Annotated in this window: 16 protein-coding genes; 14 read left to right on the top strand and 2 right to left on the bottom strand. The window is 40.2% G+C overall.

Annotation, left to right across the window (positions count from 1 at the left end; all coding sequences use genetic code 11):
• Positions 1-2 precede the first annotated feature (2 nt).
• The 13 genes from BGP15_RS01245 to BGP15_RS01305 all read left to right on the top strand — a co-directional run bounded on the left by BGP15_RS01245 (position 3) and on the right by BGP15_RS01305 (position 15579).
• Entirely contained in the window at positions 3-830 is an 828-nt protein-coding gene (locus tag BGP15_RS01245; protein WP_115049928.1) for a DUF2249 domain-containing protein, read from the top strand.
• Between the two features lies 1 nt (position 831).
• Positions 832-2094 carry a hypothetical protein gene (locus tag BGP15_RS01250; protein WP_115049930.1) on the top strand — a complete coding sequence of 421 codons (1263 nt, stop codon included), beginning with the start codon at positions 832-834 and terminating at the stop codon, positions 2092-2094.
• A gap of 37 nt (positions 2095-2131) precedes the next feature.
• The gene (locus BGP15_RS01255) at positions 2132-2461 is read left to right on the top strand and encodes a metal-sulfur cluster assembly factor (RefSeq protein WP_070565732.1); all 330 of its coding nucleotides are present in this window, start codon (positions 2132-2134) and stop codon (positions 2459-2461) included.
• 151 nt (positions 2462-2612) lie between these two features.
• Positions 2613-3059 carry a nuclear transport factor 2 family protein gene (locus tag BGP15_RS01260; RefSeq protein WP_115049932.1) on the top strand — a complete coding sequence of 149 codons (447 nt, stop codon included), beginning with the start codon at positions 2613-2615 and terminating at the stop codon, positions 3057-3059.
• Between the two features lie 1077 nt (positions 3060-4136).
• Entirely contained in the window at positions 4137-4523 is a 387-nt protein-coding gene (locus BGP15_RS01265) for a nuclear transport factor 2 family protein (protein ID WP_115049934.1), read from the top strand.
• A 432-nt stretch (positions 4524-4955) separates the two neighbouring features.
• Positions 4956-5825, top strand: coding sequence for a hypothetical protein (locus BGP15_RS01270; protein ID WP_115049936.1), 870 nt, complete (start codon positions 4956-4958; stop codon positions 5823-5825).
• A gap of 330 nt (positions 5826-6155) precedes the next feature.
• Positions 6156-8495: a type I restriction-modification system subunit M gene (locus BGP15_RS01275; RefSeq protein WP_115049938.1), complete on the top strand. Its 2340-nt coding sequence runs from the start codon at positions 6156-6158 to the stop codon at positions 8493-8495.
• 3 nt (positions 8496-8498) lie between these two features.
• Positions 8499-9494 carry a virulence RhuM family protein gene (locus BGP15_RS01280; RefSeq protein ID WP_115049940.1) on the top strand — a complete coding sequence of 332 codons (996 nt, stop codon included), beginning with the start codon at positions 8499-8501 and terminating at the stop codon, positions 9492-9494.
• 2 nt (positions 9495-9496) lie between these two features.
• The gene (locus tag BGP15_RS01285) at positions 9497-10777 is read left to right on the top strand and encodes a restriction endonuclease subunit S (protein WP_115049942.1); all 1281 of its coding nucleotides are present in this window, start codon (positions 9497-9499) and stop codon (positions 10775-10777) included.
• Positions 10778-10809: 32 nt separating this feature from the next.
• Entirely contained in the window at positions 10810-11607 is a 798-nt protein-coding gene (locus BGP15_RS01290; protein ID WP_201303485.1) for a hypothetical protein, read from the top strand.
• Positions 11608-11636: 29 nt separating this feature from the next.
• On the top strand, positions 11637-14651 hold the full coding sequence (locus BGP15_RS01295; protein ID WP_115049944.1) for a type I restriction endonuclease subunit R: 3015 nt from the start codon (positions 11637-11639) through the stop codon (positions 14649-14651).
• Positions 14652-14701: 50 nt separating this feature from the next.
• Positions 14702-15214, top strand: coding sequence for an Abi family protein (locus BGP15_RS01300; protein WP_115049946.1), 513 nt, complete (start codon positions 14702-14704; stop codon positions 15212-15214).
• Positions 15109-15579 carry an Abi family protein gene (locus tag BGP15_RS01305; protein ID WP_286768501.1) on the top strand — a complete coding sequence of 157 codons (471 nt, stop codon included), beginning with the start codon at positions 15109-15111 and terminating at the stop codon, positions 15577-15579. Before BGP15_RS01300 ends, BGP15_RS01305 begins: the two co-directional genes overlap by 106 nt.
• Positions 15580-15913: 334 nt before the next feature.
• Here the strand turns inward: BGP15_RS01305 and istB are convergent, their stop codons facing one another.
• Complete coding sequence (gene istB, locus BGP15_RS01310) at positions 15914-16630, bottom strand: IS21-like element helper ATPase IstB (protein WP_159332801.1); 717 nt, start codon at positions 16628-16630, stop codon at positions 15914-15916.
• Positions 16631-16664: 34 nt separating this feature from the next.
• The gene (gene istA, locus BGP15_RS01315; protein WP_236560129.1) at positions 16665-18242 is read right to left on the bottom strand and encodes an IS21 family transposase; all 1578 of its coding nucleotides are present in this window, start codon (positions 18240-18242) and stop codon (positions 16665-16667) included.
• Between the two features lie 225 nt (positions 18243-18467).
• On the opposite strand from istA, the gene BGP15_RS01320 reads away from it, so the two are divergent.
• Positions 18468-19034, top strand: coding sequence for an ATP-binding protein (locus BGP15_RS01320; RefSeq protein WP_115049953.1), 567 nt, complete (start codon positions 18468-18470; stop codon positions 19032-19034).
• The last annotated feature ends 160 nt before the right edge of the window (positions 19035-19194 follow it).

A 19194-nucleotide genomic window follows, 5' to 3' on the forward strand; every position in this document is an offset into this window, starting at 1 on the left:
CCATGCGGATAAACCAGCATACCAAGATTTCAGAACTGATCAGCTATAATGACTTAAGCATTGAAGCCATTGCAGCTATTGCCAAACCCTTGCGTAAGATCCGGATCCCGGTGTTGCGTCGGATACTGGCCCCTCGGGTCTCCATAGGCGAAGCAGCAAAAATTGGCGGATGTTCGGTTGCAGATTTCCGTGCTGCGCTGGTACCGCTCGGCTTTATTTGGATGTCAGATGGAGCTGAGAAAGTCAATGATCCATTCGATGCAGCAGAGCGGCCAAGTTGGATGGATGATGCAGCAGTGACGGTTGTATTCGATGTGAGACCCCTATTGGAAATGGGGCAAGATCCATTAAGAGATATTTTTCAGTTGTATCGCTCACTCGTCGCAGGAGGGATTCTTTGCATCAGCAATTCATTTGTCCCTATTCCATTGATTAGGCGTATGGAGGAGTGTGGAGTGCCAAGCTATAGCCACGAATGGGCGGAGGGCGAATTCAGAAGTTACTTTTATAAAAAAGATACAGTGCTGTCCGTTCAGCCTGCTGAGGGCGATCATATTTCATTTGTGCCGAAACGACTTTTTGAGCAGAAATTAGCACGACTTTCCGCGCTTCAACTTGTTACATTGGATGTCAGGACATTGCCTATGCCGCAGCCCATGGAATCAATTCTTGAGGCCCTTGCTCAACTGAAAGCCGATGAGGTTGTCTATGTAAAACATCGGAAGGTTCCGCTCCATTTACTAGAAGAACTGGATCATTTTTCTTATCGGATTTTCATCCATGAACAACATCCTGGAGATGTCCATCTGTTAATTTACCCCGTTAAATAAAATGGCACATATTGCTATTCATAAGAGCCCAGAAGCGTATGCTGTATTGCCGTTTTTTATCACTGCGGGCATTTTTTTTCTACTGTTCAGCTTCCTCTTGGTTTTTAGCGGGGGGCAGCTCTTTGGGCACCATTTTCAACCAAAAGTGCTGGCAATCGTCCATAGCCTAGCACTAGGTTGGGGCACGATGGTGATTTATGGAGCGGCGTATCAGCTGGTGCCGGTTATTTTTGAACGTTCACTTCGCTCTTCCAAATTGGCATTTTTCAGTTATATCCTATTGACATCGGGAACCTGTGTGTTGATTTATAGTTTCTGGTATTTCAAGATCGGTTTACTCATGTGCGTTGGAGGGCTATTGATTACGCTCAGCTCCTACCTGTACTTCTACTTGCTGTGGATGACGACTAAAGATGTGGAGCATCTATTTGAACTACGCCTTTATTTTACGTTCTCGGCCTTCTGGCTTTGTTTTACAACCACCTTAGGCCTTTTGCTTGCCATTAATTTAGCCCATGGTTTTCTAACAAAAAGTCACCTCGATATCCTAAAGCTACACGCCCACGTCGGTATTGTTGGTTGGTTTTTGCAGTTGATCCTGGGAGCGGGAGCGAAGATGCTGCCGATGTTTCTCTTGGGACAATCCACCAAAACAAAGTGGCTTTATGTTTCGGTCATTTTGATAAACCTTGGATTGGTACTTTTTTTATTGGACGGATACAGCCATCCTGTGGGATTAAGATCTCTTAGCTTTGGAGCAATAGTGCTATTGGGAGTAGTTTGCTGGGCCGTTTTTGTCGTGGATTGTTTTGTGCACCGGGCTCGTAAGGTACTGGATATTCCGATGAAACATAGTTTCATTTCCTTTTTGAGTTTATTGTTCGCGTTTCTCACCTTACCTATGGTTGTCCGGCAGGAGTCTGGTAATTGGGTGAATTTATATGCCGTATGGGTGTTTTTTGGATGGATAACGGGTATTATTTTAGGGATGACCTATAAGACCCTGCCTTTTATGATCTGGAATTGGCGCTATAAAGATCTCAATGGCATCAAAAAAATACCTTTGCCCAAGGAACTTTATAGTCAGCGATTACTTTCTATACAATATTATCTTTACCTAGTGGCGCTTGTCGTCATGGCGGTTGCTGTAGCCGTTCAATTCAGGTGGGCATTATACTGTGCAGCCTGGCTTTGGGCAGCACTTGCTGCTGTTTATGTTGTCAATGTCGGAAAAGTAGTTTTTCATCAAAGAAAAAGTAAATAAACTACGCACCTCGCCTATATATTTAATGAAAGATACCATGAAAATTGATCTAACAAAACCGGAGGCTTCCGATCAGTTAAAAGCTGTTCAGGTATTGATGCTTGTGATGGATCCCGAATTGGGGATCAACATCGTAGATATGGGCTTAATTTATGATATTAATTTAACCGATCCCAGTCGTATTGTTGTTACCATGACGTTATCTTCATCCTATTGCCCGATGGGCGACTCTATCGTTCATGGCGTTGAAAAAACATTGCAACAGCAATTTCCACAGCGGGCAATAATTATCGAGCTCGTTTGGGATCCTATTTGGACTCCCGATCGGATCAGCGAAGAGGGAAAGAGCCTATTGGAACGAGAATGATTTCTTGAAGAATAAATTCACCTCCCTATTTCCGCTATTCGCCGAGTTTTCCCGATCGTTAGTCTAAAGCCTTTAGGCTAAGGGCCTATTGTGTTGTAGTTTTGAGTCAACAAATAAGAACAAAAGTACTAACACAATAAAAAAAAACATTATGAAAGTATTAGTAAAAACATTCGCAGCAGCAGCCCTAATCGCAGTATCTACATTTGCTATGGCAGCTGAAGGACCTGGAGCAAAAGCAACAAAAGCAAACGTAAATCTTTCCACAGCAGACTTCGCTTTAGAGCATTATGTTGCGGTAACCACAGAGGGAGAATCAGCAGGTGTAGAGCAGTTATTTGCAGCTGATTTCAATCAAAAGATCCAAGCTACCAATGCGCAGTCTAACAGCCGTAGCGAAGTGGTTAAATCTTTGAAAAAACAAAAAGGCGAAAAGCTAAACTGTACAGTAAGCACAGCTATCATCGAGGAATCTGCAGACTATATGGTGGCTAAAGTAACCTTGAAATTTGAGAACTTCACCAAAACTGATCTGGTTACTTTGGAGCGTGTGGGTAATGACTGGAAAGTATCCAAATCGATCAATTCGTATAAATAAAAGCGATTTCAAATAAATATATATGTTGTAAAGCCATGTCGGGAGATGTGGCTTTTTCATGATCTATTTAAAATAGCGAGTTGCCTCGGGGATAGCCAGCTATTGGAGCTCAATTAGAATAATTAAGTAGAAAGAATAGATGAATCTAGGAGAAGAGATTAAAGGAATAGAGTTGTTATAATGCTCGTACAATGGGCTGTGAGCTATTTCAGAAGGAAAAATGTAAATATTTTAGGGAAAGAACTAGGGAAAGATTAGGAGAAGAATAAGTAGAAAGAAAGTAGAAGAATAAGTAGAAAGATAGTAGTATCACCTCGTTTATAGATCTTGAATACACTTGAGTTGATCGTGTAGTTTAATCACACCTTTTCCTTCAACAGCTCATACGACAAAGCGTTGATGAACTGGATAGCCTTAGTTTTCCTCTTACCATAGCCTGCATGGTTATGACCAAAAACATGGTATCTCAGTGATCGCTCCAACACGAACTCAAGGATTTCGTCGCTGCACTAGGCATTATTTGCTAAAAACTGCTAATTAGGGATGAGTTTAAATAACTTTTATTGGGGTCTTGTTCGTACCTGCTTCGTACAGCCTTCGGATCAGGGCGTGTAGTGTTCTATTGTTGACTTGTCTCTGACCAGTTTTTCCCTGTACAGAGACTGGACAAGGTCTGTTGAGTGTCTGTACAATATCTATTGATGATCCGAACGTGGTACGAATCTGATACGAAGCAGGCTCACCTCTCTATTCCCGCCATTCACCGAGTTTTCCAGAGCGTTAGTCTAAAGCCCGTAGGCTAGGGGCGTATTGTGTTGTAGTTTTGAGTCAACAAATAAGAACAAAAGTCATCATGAGCATCGATGGAAATGCTCATGATAGCTTCATCACAATTGAAGAACAAATTATTTAGATAAAAAACTAACACTATAAAAAAAGATATTATGAACCATCATGAGTGTATTCAAAAGGCACTCATGATAGCTTTATCATCAAATAAAAAACAAATAATTTCGAGAAAAAACGCTAGTAAAAACATTCGCAGCAGCAGCCCTAATCGCAGTATCTACATTCGCTATGGCAGCTGAAGGACCTGGCGCAAAAGCAACAAAAGCAAACGTTAACCTTTCTACAGCAGAGTTCGCTTTAGAGCATTACGTTGCGGTAACCACCGAGGGAGAATCTGCAGGTGTAGAGCAGTTATTCGCTGAAGATTTCAGCCAAAAGATCCAATCTTCCAATGCGCAATCTAACAGCCGTAGTGGAGTGGTCAAACTATTGAAAAAACAAAAAGGTGAAAAGCTAAACTGCACAGTAACCACAGATATTTTAGAAGAATCGGCAGACTATATGGTCGCTAAAGTAACTTCGAGATTTGAGAATTTTACGAAGACTGATCTGGTTACCTTGGAGCGTGTGGGCAATGACTGGAAAGTATCCAAATCAATCAATTCGTATAAGTAGTATCCAATAACTAGTGGTTTGTCAGTAATAAAAGACAAACCACTAGTGAATCATATGTTTAAGTTTAGTTTAGAAGCCATATCGTGAGATGTGGCTTTTTACGTCAAAAGGGCCTGATTCTCATCAGACCCTTTCTCTTAGCGTTTATTTGTACAGCAATTTTTATGTTTCCTATCGTTTACTCTTTTTTGTTTCGTCATCCAATGTTTTTTAAGACTATTGGATTTTCAATGTACGGCGCCAATTTTTATGTTGAACCTTTCTTTCGAAAGGCAGCTTGTAGCCGTTTTTGTATTGCACGAACAATAGCCAATTTGAAATAGTTTTATCGGAGTGATTTTTTTTATAAATTGGCTTGGCTTATTTAAACTGTATGAAGATCTTTATTATTAGGGACCAGGCTATTCAATTAAATATTTTAAATAATCAGTTATGATAGAAGAAACATCACGAATATTCTCTTCATTCTTATTAGGAATTATAATATGTTTCTATTGTACTTCCAAGAGTATAGCTCAAACTAGTCGTAACAATGATCCAGCCTTTTGGACTGATGATATACAGTTTGATATTGCCACCAACCAGACATTTTTTAAATCCTATGATTCAATAAATTCAATTGTTTTAGGATATAAGGATTTAAAACCTTATTACATTTTATTAAATTTTAAGAATGATTCGTTAGGCACCAAGACTGAGCACTTTGACCTGACATTTGAAGGAGATTTATGGCTTCTAAAAAAAGCATACCCTTCGATTGAAGTATTGGATTTACAATCGGACGAGTTTAATAGCAATGCCAGTTTAGGAATAGAAAAGATTCAGAGGATAAAATCCATTACTATAGAAAGAAAAAAACTTCATCTATCATTATTTAGTGCTACCATTTCTTCGGGTACAAGAGATTATCTTACAGAAAACGTATGGGCGTTTGCTGCCAGGTATGTTGGAGGAACGAAAGAACTTGAAAAAAATCTAAGTTCAATTAGTCGTCCTGAGCTGTCAAAAAATGATGTAGATAGTGTTTTTCTATTTAAAGTAAAAATATCAAAAGAAGGCGATTTAGAGGAAGTAGAGCCAATATATGGTAATAAATCTTCGTATTCTAAAGCGCTTCAAAAGAAATTGTCTGAAAAAAATACGAACTATTTTGGTGACGGTACCTCAAAATGGAAAGCTGCGATGCGGGGTAATGTCAGTAGGCCTTTGAATTCAATTTTAAAAATTTATGCTAAAAGAAGCCAAAATGGACAAATAACAATAAAAACTCCGACAGTGCTTAGAAACTGGACTGGTAACTAAGTCCAATAGTACGTCCGCAGAAAGTTTGTGGTACTGTTTGGTTTTGGACCTGTTTGATATTTAACTGTTCAAAAAAGATTACAGTTGTTCGTTTCACGATCAGTCTTTCGCAGGAGCTTGATTTTGGTGTTTAAGAATATCCATCAGCGCACATTAGTAGAAAGATCAAGCATTAATAAACTGAACAGCCTTGACCTTATCTTACCATTTTATCCTTGTGACAGCTTAAAAAGAATGCTATTTTACAATGTTAATAACATTTATTGCTAATCAGTTAAAAAAAATGTTAATTTGTAGGTTAAGCCATAGAGATTTTAGATAAATAGATAGATGACTCATACTGCTCATAATAAATTAGTTAGTTTTATTTGGTCCATTGCCGATGATTGCCTTCGCGACGTATATGTTCGGGGTAAGTATCGTGATATTATTTTGCCTTTTGTCGTATTACGTCGTATCGATTCTTTGCTCGAAACGACGAAAGATGCGGTACTTGAAGAAGTACGCTATCAGCGGGAGGATGCTGGCCAGATCGAACTCGATCCAGATGGACTTAGACATGCATCCAAGTATGTGTTTTACAACACATCCCCTTGGACAATGGAGAAGCTCAAAGGCACAGCGACCAATTCGCAACAAAAATTGGTGGCCAATTTTGAAGAGTATCTGCTTGGTTTTTCTGCCAATGTGCAGGAGATTATCGAGAAGTTTAATCTGCGTGCGCAGATACGTCATATGGCAGCCAAAGATGTATTATTGGACGTATTGGAAAAGTTTACTTCTCCTTATATCAACCTGACACCGCTAACAAAGAACGATCCTGAGGGACGTCTGTTGCCGGCATTGTCCAATCTGGGAATGGGATATGTATTCGAAGAGCTGATCCGCAAATTCAACGAAGAGAATAACGAAGAGGCTGGGGAACACTTTACACCACGTGAAGTCATTCAGTTAATGACCCACTTGGTCTTCGAACCTTTAAAAGATCATCTACCCAATATTATTACCATCTATGACCCTGCCTGTGGTAGTGGCGGTATGCTTACCGAAAGTGAAAACTATCTTGTCGAAGACGATGCCTTTAAATACAAAGGGGATGTATACTTGTATGGTAAGGAAATCAACGATGAGACTTATGCCATCTGTAAGTCCGATATGATGATAAAGGGCAAGGACCCGGAGAATATCCGTGTGGGTTCCACGCTATCGACCAATGAGTTTTCGGATATGAAGTTTGACTTCATGTTGTCCAATCCACCTTATGGTAAATCTTGGGCTTCAGAACAGAAGTACATCAAAGACGGCAAGGATGTTATCGATAGCCGTTTTCAGATTAAACTTAAAGACTATTGGGGCAACTGGGAAACCGTTGATGCCACGCCACGTAGTTCCGATGGACAGCTCCTTTTCTTGATGGAAATGGTGGACAAGATGAAAGCACCTACTTCCAATAAGATCGGAAGCCGTATTGCATCCGTGCACAATGGCTCATCGCTTTTTACAGGTGACGCTGGTTCAGGAGAGAGTAACATCCGTCGCTATATTATCGAGAACGATCTATTGGATGCAATTGTTCAGATGCCCAATAACTTGTTCTATAACACCGGTATAACCACTTATATTTGGTTGTTGAACAATAATAAACCTGCTACACGTAAAGGACATGTGCAATTGCTTGATGCTAATAAGCTGTTTCAAAAACTACGTAAAAACCTGGGTAGCAAGAACTCTGAGTTTTCGCCAGCACAGATAGGGGAGATTGTTAAAAATTATCTTGAGAACAAATTCGAGAGCGCAGAGAATGATCTGCTGCAAGTCAAACGCTTTAAGAATGCGGACTTCGGCTACTATAAAGTCAATATCGAACGACCGAAAAGGCTCAAGTCACAGTTTACAGCGGCGGCTTTGGACGAATTGCGATTTGATAAAGCCCTCAAAGTTCCGATGCAGGTCTTGTACGAAACCTATGGCGACCTTGTCTATACAGACCTTACTAGCAAAAGCGAAGAGATTAACCATCGTGCTGAGAAAGAAGACTGGGGACTCAACAAAAAGCAACTCGCTAAGCTGATCGAAGCAGCTACATGGAATAAACCAAAAACGCTATATGATCTCGCACTTGTGCTCTGGTCGCATATTGGCGATGATGAGTTTAAGGATTTCAATGCTTTTTCAACTTTGGTCGACGATACCTGCAAAAAGCATAAGGTTACCCTTACTGCTGCGGAAAAGAAAGCAATCTTATCGGCGATAAGCATTTATGATGCCGAAGCAGAAAAGGTGATCAAAAAGGTAGAGAAGATCACGGGCGATAAGAAAGCTCAATTGCTAAACCAATTCGGTTGCTCCGAGGAGCAGTTATCCTTGTTTGGTTATTATCCAAGTGCTAAAGCTGGAGAGTTTACCGTATACGAGACCGAGAGTGATCTGCGCGACAGTGAGCAGATCCCATTAGACGAATCCATTATCAGCTATTTTGAGCGCGAGGTACTTCCACATGTGGAGGAGGCTTGGATTAATCTGGATTCTGTCAAGATCGGTTATGAGATTTCCTTCAACAAATATTTCTATAAGCATACACCATTACGCTCTATCGAAGAAGTCAAGGCTGATCTCTTGGCTTTAGAAGAGCAGGCAGATGGTTTATTGCAAGATATTTTAAACTTCTAGGTTATGGAGCCACAAAGTAATCTACTTATATATCAAAGTGAAGACGGTGTTACCCGCATCGAGACACGTTTAGAGAATGAGACAGTATGGCTTACACAGGCACAAATGGCCGATCTCTTTCAGAAAGAAAGAAGTGTTATTACAAAGCATATCAGTAATGTTTTTGCTGACGGTGAACTAGACGAAAAAAGCAATGTGCAAATTTTGCACATTAGTGGTTCAGACAAACCAGTTAAGTTCTATAACCTCGATGTCATTATCTCCGTAGGTTACCGTGTAAAGAGTCATCAGGGCACCAAGTTTCGTCAGTGGGCAACCGCACGTTTACGCGAGTATATCGTCAAAGGCTTTACCATGAATGATGAGTTGCTGAAGCAAGCTGGCGGGGGCAATTACTTTGACGAGTTATTAGCTCGCATCCGTGATATACGCTCATCCGAAAAGGTATTCTGGCGCAAAGTGTTGGATATCTATGCGACGAGTATTGATTACGACCCTAAGACGGAGGTATCACAGCATTTTTTTAAGACTGTACAGAACAAGATGCACTTTGCTGCGCATGGAAATACAGCTGCTGAGGTTATTTACAAACGCATTGATGCTGATAAGCCGAATCTTGGATTAACTAACTTCAAAGGCGAACAACCAAGTAAACAAGAGATTCAAGTTGCTAAAAATTATTTGACAGAGGACGAGCTTAATATTCTCAATCGCACGGTGACGGCGTATTTGGAGCTAGCTGAATTGCAGGCACTGAATCGCAAGCCGATGTATATGCAGGATTGGATTATGCGTCTAGATGATTTTCTACATATGGTGGGTAATGAAGTTTTGCAACATGCTGGGGCAATAAGCCATGATCAAGCAGTGAAAAAGGCTGAGCTAGAATATGCCAAGTACAAAGAGAAAACGAAAAATGAACTATCCAAAGTGGAGAAGGATTTTGTCGCCTTTATTGATACAACCTCCAAAAGTCTAGAAAGTAAAAAGAAGAAGTAAACATGCAGCGATACGAAAAATATAAAGATAGTGGGATAGACTGGTTGGGTGAGATTCCAGAGCATTGGGTAATGAGGCCAAATAAGTATGTATTTCAATTAGTCAAGAATCAAGTTGGAAAGCGTTCGATTAAATATGACTTGCTGTCTTTAACTTTAAGAGGTATAGTCAAACGTGATATGGAAAATCCTGAGGGAAAGTTTCCTGCTGAATTTGATACATATCAGGAAGTGAGAGTAAATGACTTTGTTTTTTGTTTGTTCGATGTGGAAGAGACACCTAGAACTGTAGGATTGTCATCATTTGATGGAATGATCACTGGAGCTTATACAGTGATGAAGCCAACAAAAGGTATACATGCTCCTTTCATGTATTATTATTATCTTAATGCAGATGACAAAAAGCAACTCAAATATTTATATAGAGGTCTTAGAAATACTATTCCAAAAGACAGCTTCTCTCGCTTAAAATCTATAATTCCTCCGATACACGAACAGAAAGCAATAGCTAACTATCTAGATGACAAATCTGAGAAAATAGGAATAGCAATCAACCTTAAAGAGCAGCAAATAGAAAAACTAAAAGAGTTACGTCAAATCACGATTCACCATGCAATCACCAAAGGAATTCCACATGTAAAAGGAGAGGTTGTTCCTACTAAAGATTCTGGAATAGATTGGATTGGTGAGATCCCAAAGCATTGGGAAATAAAGAGATTGAAATACATTTTTTCAATCTTAAAGAGAATTGCTGGACGAGAAGGATATGACGTATTGTCAATCACTCAGAAAGGAATAAAAGTAAAAGATGTCAAAAGCGGTGAAGGTCAATTGGCCATGGACTATTCGAAATATCAGTTAGCTTACAAAGGAGAATTTGCTATGAATCATATGGATTTATTGACTGGTTGGGTTGATATTTCGGAGCACGATGGGGTTATAAGTCCTGATTATAGAGTTTTTACATTGATAAACAATAGAAATTTCTCACCATATTTTTTGTTTGTTTTACAGGATTGCTATAGTAGCAAAATATTTTATGCTCATGGCCAAGGAGTATCAATGTTAGGAAGATGGAGATTTCCAACTGAAAATTTCAATAATTTCTTTTTTCCCATACCACCTTTAACTGAACAGAAAGCAATTGTGGCTTTTTTGCAAGAGCAAACCTCAAAAATAGACAAAGCCATCCTTCAGAAACAAGAGCAAATTGTCAAACTTAAAGAATACAAACAAAGCCTAATTAACGAGGTTGTGACAGGGAAGATAAAAGTAGCAGGATAGTTTCCATTAACCAATTATAAAACAAGATTTGAATGAAAGGGAAATCTATTTTTACAAAACTACAAGCGTTAGCAATTGAGGAGCTCATTGAGCAAAAATGTAATGCCTCTTCGGAGAAGCAAAAAAGCATTCGGGCTAAGATTCGTACATTAGGATTTTATGCGAGTGATTTCGGTGTAGGCAATGGTTACACTGTAAACGATTTTAGACGTGTGGTCAAGATCGTTGAAACCAAGGATGCGGCTTTAGCAGATCAAGCTCCAATCAAGACTGTTTTAAACGAGAAGGCGATAAATCCAATTTTACAAAGTATTTTGGAAATGTTAAGTCTCAATCATGCAGAGGATATTATTACTCAACTGAAAGATTTGGATTTCCAAGGTTTTGTAACTATTCATCAGGTTAGACAAAATAATAAAATAATACCTCAAACGAAGGGCGTGTATATAATATTAAAAACAGCAAAAAAATACATTTTTCGGGAAATAGGCTCCGGTGGTTATTTTAAGGGGAAAAATCCTAATGTATCGCTAGATGAATTAAAAGCTAATTGGATAGAAAACAGTCAAATTGTTTATATTGGTAAGGCCGGTTCAACCTCTAATGCATCAACATTACAATCAAGGTTAATACAATACTTTAAGTTCGGCCAAGGAAAGGCCGTCGGACATCAGGGCGGCCGATATATCTGGCAATTGGAAGAGGCCGAAGAACTCTATGTGTGCTGGAAAACTATAGAAGGTATTGAACCAGCAATGGTAGAGACAAATTTGATAAAAGAGTTTACGCGCTATTACGGAAAGCGACCCTTTGCAAATTTAAAAGATTAAAAAATATTTAGCCGATAATCATTAAATCCATGACCTCAAAATATAACGAACAAGCTTTAGAGTCCCTTATTGAAAAGGCGCTTACAGGATCATCTTTGGAAGATCTGAAAGAGCAGGGAACCAATATTGCGGATGCCAATGATAAATATGGGCAATATCTCTCCAGAAAAGGGTACTATCTAGGCGATGCACTTGATTTTGACAAGACCTACGCTTTGGATACACACCGTTTCTGGAATTTTCTTCAGGCTACGCAAGCAAAAGAACTTGCCAAGCTGCAAGTTTATGGGGATTGGAAACTAAAGATCTTGGAACGTTATGATCGTATGGTCAAGAAGTATGGCGTATTGCGTGTGCTCAAAAAGGGACTGGATGTAGATAATGCACATCTCACACTTTTTTATGAAGCACCCAGTGCCAGTAGTGCACAGGCTGTTCGTGATAATTTTGAACACAATCAATTTGCTGTAACCAGACAAGTACGTTACTCTAATCTCAATCCGGGAGAGGAGATAGACATGGTCATTACAGTCAACGGCATACCACTCTGTACGATTGAGCTAAAAAATACTTGGACGGGCCAGACTGCTGCGGTACAGGGAATACACCAGTATAAACATACGCGTGATAGTAATCAACCTTTATTGCAGTTCGGACGTTGCCTAGTACATTTCGCTGTTGATACGGACGAAGTGTATATGACAACCAAACTTCAAGGGAAGGATACTTTCTTTTTGCCCTTCAACAAAGGGGATAATATGGGAAAGGGAAACCCTGTAAATCCTAATGGACACCGTACAGCCTATCTTTGGGAGGAAACATTTAGCAAAGAAAGCTGGGCTAGCATTATTCAGCATTTTATGCTGTTAGAAGGTAAGGATAGTGTCCCGCTTAATAAGAAATTCTACATCTTCCCGAGGTACCATCAGTTAGATGTGGTACAGCGACTTATAGCTGATGTGCGTAAAGAAGGAGTGGGAAATACCTATTTGGTGCAACACTCCGCTGGTTCTGGTAAATCTAATTCAATTACCTGGACTGCCTTTCAACTAATCGAAGTCGAAGATCAGCAGGGAATGCCGCTTTTCGATTCAGTTATTGTAGTTACTGATAGGAGGGTGTTGGATAGGCAATTGCGCGATAACATTAAGAGCTTCTCGGAGGTTAAAAATATTATTGGTGCAGCATTTTCTTCCAGCGATCTAAGACTGGCTCTCGAAAGCGGAAAACGTATTGTCATAACCACCATTCAAAAATTCCCACATATCCTTGAGGACATCGATGACATGAGCGATAAACGCTTTGCTATTATTATCGACGAAGCGCATAGTAGCCAAGGTGGCTCAGCAGCGGACAAGATGAACCAGGTTTTGGGAAAACTGGATACGAACGAAGAGGGAGAGGTCGATGCACAGGATTTAATCCTGCGTGCAATGGAAGCTCGTAAAATGCGTCAAAATGCTTCTTATTTTGCTTTTACAGCAACACCCAAAAATGCTACGCTAGAGCGTTTTGGTACCAAACAGGCCGACGGATCTTTTAAGCCATTTCATCTGTATTCAATGAAGCAGGCGATAGAGGAAGGGTTTATTTTAGATGTATTGGCGAACTATACCACCTTCCGCAGCTACTACCAATTACAAAAGTCTGTTGAGGATAATCCTGAATTCAATACCAGCAAGGCACAGAAACGATTAAAAGCTTTTGTAGAGCGTGATCCTCGCACCATACAGGCCAAAGCACGAATAATGCTACAGCATTTTCTGCAGCAAGTTTATTACAAAAAGTTGCTCAAAGGAAAAGCTAAAGCAATGGTCGTTACGCAAAGTATCGAATCGGCTATACGCTACTATCAAGCCTTGAAACTTATACTAGCAGAATACGACAATCCTTTTAAAATTGTTATTGCATTTTCAGGCAAAAAGCTTGTGGATGGTATTGAGTATACCGAAGCATCTTTGAATGGATTTCCAGATTCAGAGACCAAAGACAAATTTGATGAGGATGACAATCGCATTTTAGTTGTTGCCAATAAATACCTTACGGGTTTTGATCAGCCTAAGCTGACCACGATGTATGTGGATAAGAAATTGCAAGGGGTATTATGCGTACAGGCGTTGTCAAGACTTAATCGTTCAGCCAATAAATACGGAAAGAAAACGGAGAACCTTTTTGTACTTGATTTCTTTAATGATAGTGCTGATATCAAAGCCGCATTCGATCCATTTTATACCGCGACATCCTTAAGTGGTGCTACCGATGTAAATGTACTGCACGATCTAAAAGATAGCCTTGATGATTCGGGTATATACGAGTGGCACGAGGTGGAGGTTTTCAATACTAAATTTTTTCAAAGTGTACAGGCAGATCAATTGAGCCCTATTATCGACCAAGCTGCATTACGATTTAATAACACCTTAGATTTAAATGAAGAACAAAAGGCGGATCTCAAGATCAAGGCTAAACATTTTGTAAAAGTATATGGTCAAGTGGCTGCGGTGATCAGTTTTGAGAATATGTTTTGGGAAAAGCTATTCTGGTTCCTAAAATTCCTTATTCCTAAGATGATCGTAAAGCGTAAAGAAGATGAACTGTTGGATGAGTTATTGGATGCGGTAGATTTGTCTACATATGGCATTGAGCGTGTGCGGCTGAATGTATCGTTATTGCTTGATAAGGATGAGAGCACCTTAGATCCTGCCAATGCTAACCCGCGTGGTGCGCATGGCGATGATGAGACCGATGCCTTGGACAAGATTATTCGCGATTTCAATGATCGCTGGTTTGCCGATTGGGAAGCAACACCAGAGGATAAACGTCAGGTTTACGAGACATTTACCCAACGTATCGCTGATCACCCAGATTATCAGCAGAAGTATGTGGATAATCTTGATCCTTATACGCGTGAGCTAGCTTATAAGAAGATATTTGATGATGTAGCTTTGTCTATGCGTAAGTTTCAGATGGAATTTGCTAAACGTCTAATGGATGATCAGTTTAAACAGGAGTTTAGAAATAGTACACAGCGTTATTTGGATAGGTAGTGAGCAGTATGTTTAATTAGCAAGTATTTATTAATTTTCAGAAAATTAACATGGGGAGACAAGCTACAGATGTGGACGCACAAATTCAGTTACTCAAGGATAGAGGGCTGTATATTGATGACGATGAAAAAGCCAAAGAATATTTATTAGATATAGGGTATTATCGGCTCGGTTTTTATTGGCATTACTTTGAAGTGGATGAAAATCACAATCTTCGTGAGGGGATCAGTCTTGATGATATTATCAAACTCTATTATTTCGACGTTGATTTGCGGAATCTTTTGGGAAAATATTTATATAGAATTGAAGTCCATTTTCGAACGCAGGTAGTCTATCATGTTTCTAATCACTATCTACAATCTCCAACTTGGTTCAATGATCCTAGAGTAGTGCATGCCCCATTTATTCAAAAGTTGCCGAAGATCTATACGATAAATTTAAATCTAAAAATGTTCCTATACGAGATCATCATGCTAAATATATTAACGATATCTATGCACCGACCTGGAAAACGTTGGAATTTTTTACATTTGGTCAGGTATATACCCTTTTTAAAAATTTGAAAGAAGATATTGTTAAGCAAAAAGTTTCAGATGTATATCAAATAAGAGACATAGAAGTGCTTGAAAATCATATTTTAGCCCTAATCAATATTCGAAATATTTGTAGTCACAGTGGTGTTTTATTTGATTGTAATCAACCTTTAGGTATTCGAAGAATTCCCAACAAACGATATAGATTAAGAACACGTAATCAAACGAATCTTAATGCGTCAATTCGTCTAATTCTTTTTGTATTGAGTAAAGTTTCTCAAAATAGAGCTGATGATTTAGAGAGAGAACTCATAGCTCTGTTCGCTAATGCTAGAACTAATGGAGCTGTGAATGAAATGATTGATCAACATATAGTTTTTGATCTTGCTATTTAATAGAAAAGTTTGTATATTTGTAGCGTAGTTAGTGCCCCTCTATACTCTATTGCTATAGAGCAGCACTTTAAAACAAGAATTTATAAAACCCAACCCTTTTTAGGCGTTGGGTTTTCTTTTATAGTTGGATTTTTTGAACTGTAAACAGTGTAGAGCAGTACATATCTTGATTTAATTAATCTTCTGTTTTGAAACCGTATGCTGCTCCCCTAAAACTAGACATAAATTTAAGGTATGAAATAAATATGGATATAATGTTGAAGTTGACCCCTCCGCTGGACATACTGACCCCTCTAACAAGGCTTTTTTCAGTCCAACTGATGACCTGACAATATTACTTCTTTTTTCTTAGACTTTCGCCTTTAAGTTCGATTCTGTAAGATCCATGGATCAGTCTATCGAGTATTGCGTCTGCAATTGTATCTTCACCGATTACATCATACCAGCTGGCCACAGGTAACTGACTGGCAATTATTGTCGAGGCCTTAGCGTGTCTATCTTCAATTATTTCCATCAGATCCAGCCTTTGCTGCTGGTCCAGATTTACCAGGCCGAAGTCATCGACAATAAGCAGGTCTGTTTTTGATATCCTGTCCATCAGCTTGTGCAGTGTACCTTCCCGGCGGGCCATTTTAGTCTTTAGAAGTAGTTTTTGCAGGTTAAAGTACATGACTTTATACCCTTGGGTACAGGCATGATGGCCCAATGCTGAAGAGAGGAAGCTCTTCCCACATCCCGTAGCACCGCTGATGAGTATCGGATCTCCTTTTTTGATGTACTCGCCGGTAGCCAGCGTAGTGATCAATCCCTTGTCCAAACCTCTGGTAGCGACCATGTTTATCTCCTCTATCGAATCCTGATAGCGGAAGCCGGCATTCTGTTTAAGTCGCTCAAACCTTTTTTCATCCCGTTCATCTGATTCAGCCTGCAGCAATAGGGACAGTCCTTCGGAAAGGGTGAGTTCTGTACTGCGGCGGGTTTCATTCAATGCTTTCCAGTTACGCTCCATACCATGTAAGCGTAACGCTCTCATCTGTGTTTCAATATTCATCTTATTTTATTATTTGTTTATTTTATTCTATTCATCACTGTATTGCGGGTCCATCGTTTGACTGATCAAACAGTGTCGGCTGGCTGCCTGCATAATACGCTCTTCCCCTGATATTGGCATGCTCCGGCAGGGAGCTTTTTACGGAAGTTTCTTTCTGATTGTTTGCTGTTCCGTTTTCAAGCACATTCCTAAAGTAGTAGTAGGTATATAGCTTATTTTTTAGCACGTAACTACATGCTTTATCAAACTCTTCTACCGGGAAGTCCCGCTTTAACCTGAACAGCCCATCGCAGGTACGGAATAGCTGCTCGAGATAACGCGCGCGTGCAAAGAGAGCTTCCAGAAGTTTGGCGAACTCCGCAGAGTGTGCTTTTGCCCTTGTCAGGTATGTTTCATGCGAGCGGTTTTTATACGCCTGATGTTCGGACTTTAAATGTGTCGCGACAGTGGTGTACGTATTTTCTTGGTAACCGCGTATGTGCGAGGCAATCTGTTTGCCCCGACAATAGATCCAGAGCATATTTCTTGTGTAAATGATCTTTACCTTTGTTCCGATATAAGCGAAGGGTACGCTGTAATAGTGTTTATTGCGCTGCAGGTAGATATGTCCGTTATCCCCAACTTTGAGTTCAGCATAGCTCTTCAGCTCGAATCGTTTTTTGGGAAGTTCGCTCAATGTTGATTTTTCGGAACTTAAGAACCGCTCTTCCCGGCAGTATGGCTTTTGCTGCATCCGGGTCTGGTTGTGCTTTAACATACAGACCTTTATGGCTTCATTGAGCGTATGGATATCAAAGAACTGCCTGTTTCTCAGTGGTGCAAAAACACGGGTATAGATCATTTTTACCTGATTTTCTACCAATGACTTGTCTTTTGGGCGGCCCGCACGCGCCGGAACCACAGCTGTGCCGTAGTGATTGGCAAAGTCTTCCATGGACTGGTTCAGGACCGGCTCATATTTATCGGCCTTGATGACCGCTGCTTTGAGATTGTCGGGGACAATGGCCTTTGGAACACCGCCAAGGGCCTCCAGGCAGCTGCTCAGTGCATAAAAAAAGTCAGGGGTCTGCTGAGATGGTACAGCGATTGCAAACGCATAGTCTGAAAAGGGCAGGCAGGCCACAAATACTTCACAGGCGACCAGCTCCCCAGTGGACCTGTCAATATAATGGAGCTTTTTTCCGGAAAAGTCAATATATAATTTATCGCCGGCGGTATGTTCAAGCACCATGCTGCCCTTGCGCGAGACAAGCTGTTGCCTTAAATGATAGTTGAACTGTGGATAGCTATAACCGGTGGGATCACTTTCTATATATTCCTGCCAGAGCAGCAGCTTGGTAACTCCGGTACGCTTAAGTTCTTTTTCATAATAGTCAAGACGGCTTTTTAGGTACTCAAACTTGTCTGCCTTGTAAGCAGGATTCCCTGCGTAGAACGACTTTTCCAACAGGGGGTCCTCCTGTTTAAGAAGTTCTTCCGTATTGAAACCGCCGTCGGCCATCTTTTTGAGATAGGACTTCACCGTATTCTTGCTCAAACCAAGGATGCGGGCGATTGTTTTTATCCCGCTACCGCTCTGGTACAATCTGATTAATTGCTTTATCTGACTCATTCGTTTTGGTTTTCCAGCCATCAGTGATCCGAATTGTTTGATCACTAAGTAACAAAAACTACTTGCTAAGGGGTCAGCATGCTCCAGCGCAATGAACTGAAAAAATAAATTAGGGGGTCAACATCAGCCAGTATGGCAGTTGAATAACAGCTTTAAACGCACTACGCATCCCTAATTCTAATTCAATTTTGAGGGGTCAGCTTGTTCAAGTATATCCACAGACGGATGAAATCTGCTTCTCTGCCAAAAAACAACGATCTCTCGCTCTATGAAGCCAAACGTAACGGGCTTACCGACAAACGGCTCGCTGCACTACGGGAACTTAACTGGATCGACCAGCTGTTTAATCTCGTGCTGATGGGACCCAGTGGAACTGGGAAAACAATGCTTGCAGCAGGCTTGGCAAGAGACGCTGTCAGGGCAGGATATCATGTGTATTTCAGAACGATGGAAGAGATCGTTTCTACCTTAAAGACAAAGGACTTTGTACGTTCACAGGCTGCTGAGTACAAAAAAATGCTGCGGGCGGGCCTCATCGTTATTGATGATGTCATGCTGTTCCCGCTGGAAAAAAATGTCGCGGTCGCTTTCTTCAATTTCATCAACCAGATCTACGAATCTACCTCCATCATTGTAACGACAAATAAGAAGCCGACAGAATGGGCTAAAATGCTGGAGGATGAAGTTATTGCAACGGCACTTTTAGACCGGATATTGTTCCGGTGCGAAGTGATAAACCTCACTGGGGAAAGCTATAGAATGCAGAATAGAAAAACGTTCTTGGACAAGTAAATTTTATAGCATACTTTTCGACTGGATTGTGTATTTATTAGTGCCGAAAATGCTGCACTCCAACGGTTCTTCGCCAATTTTGATGCACTTATCCAGTTTGTGAAAGGCAGACCTTTCTTCTGAGCAATTCAAAACTCCCCTTACCATACATTTCACGTTT

Origin of the sequence: Sphingobacterium sp. 40-24 (assembly GCF_001899705.1) — a bacterium.
Classification (GTDB): Bacteria; Bacteroidota; Bacteroidia; order Sphingobacteriales; family Sphingobacteriaceae; genus Sphingobacterium; species Sphingobacterium multivorum.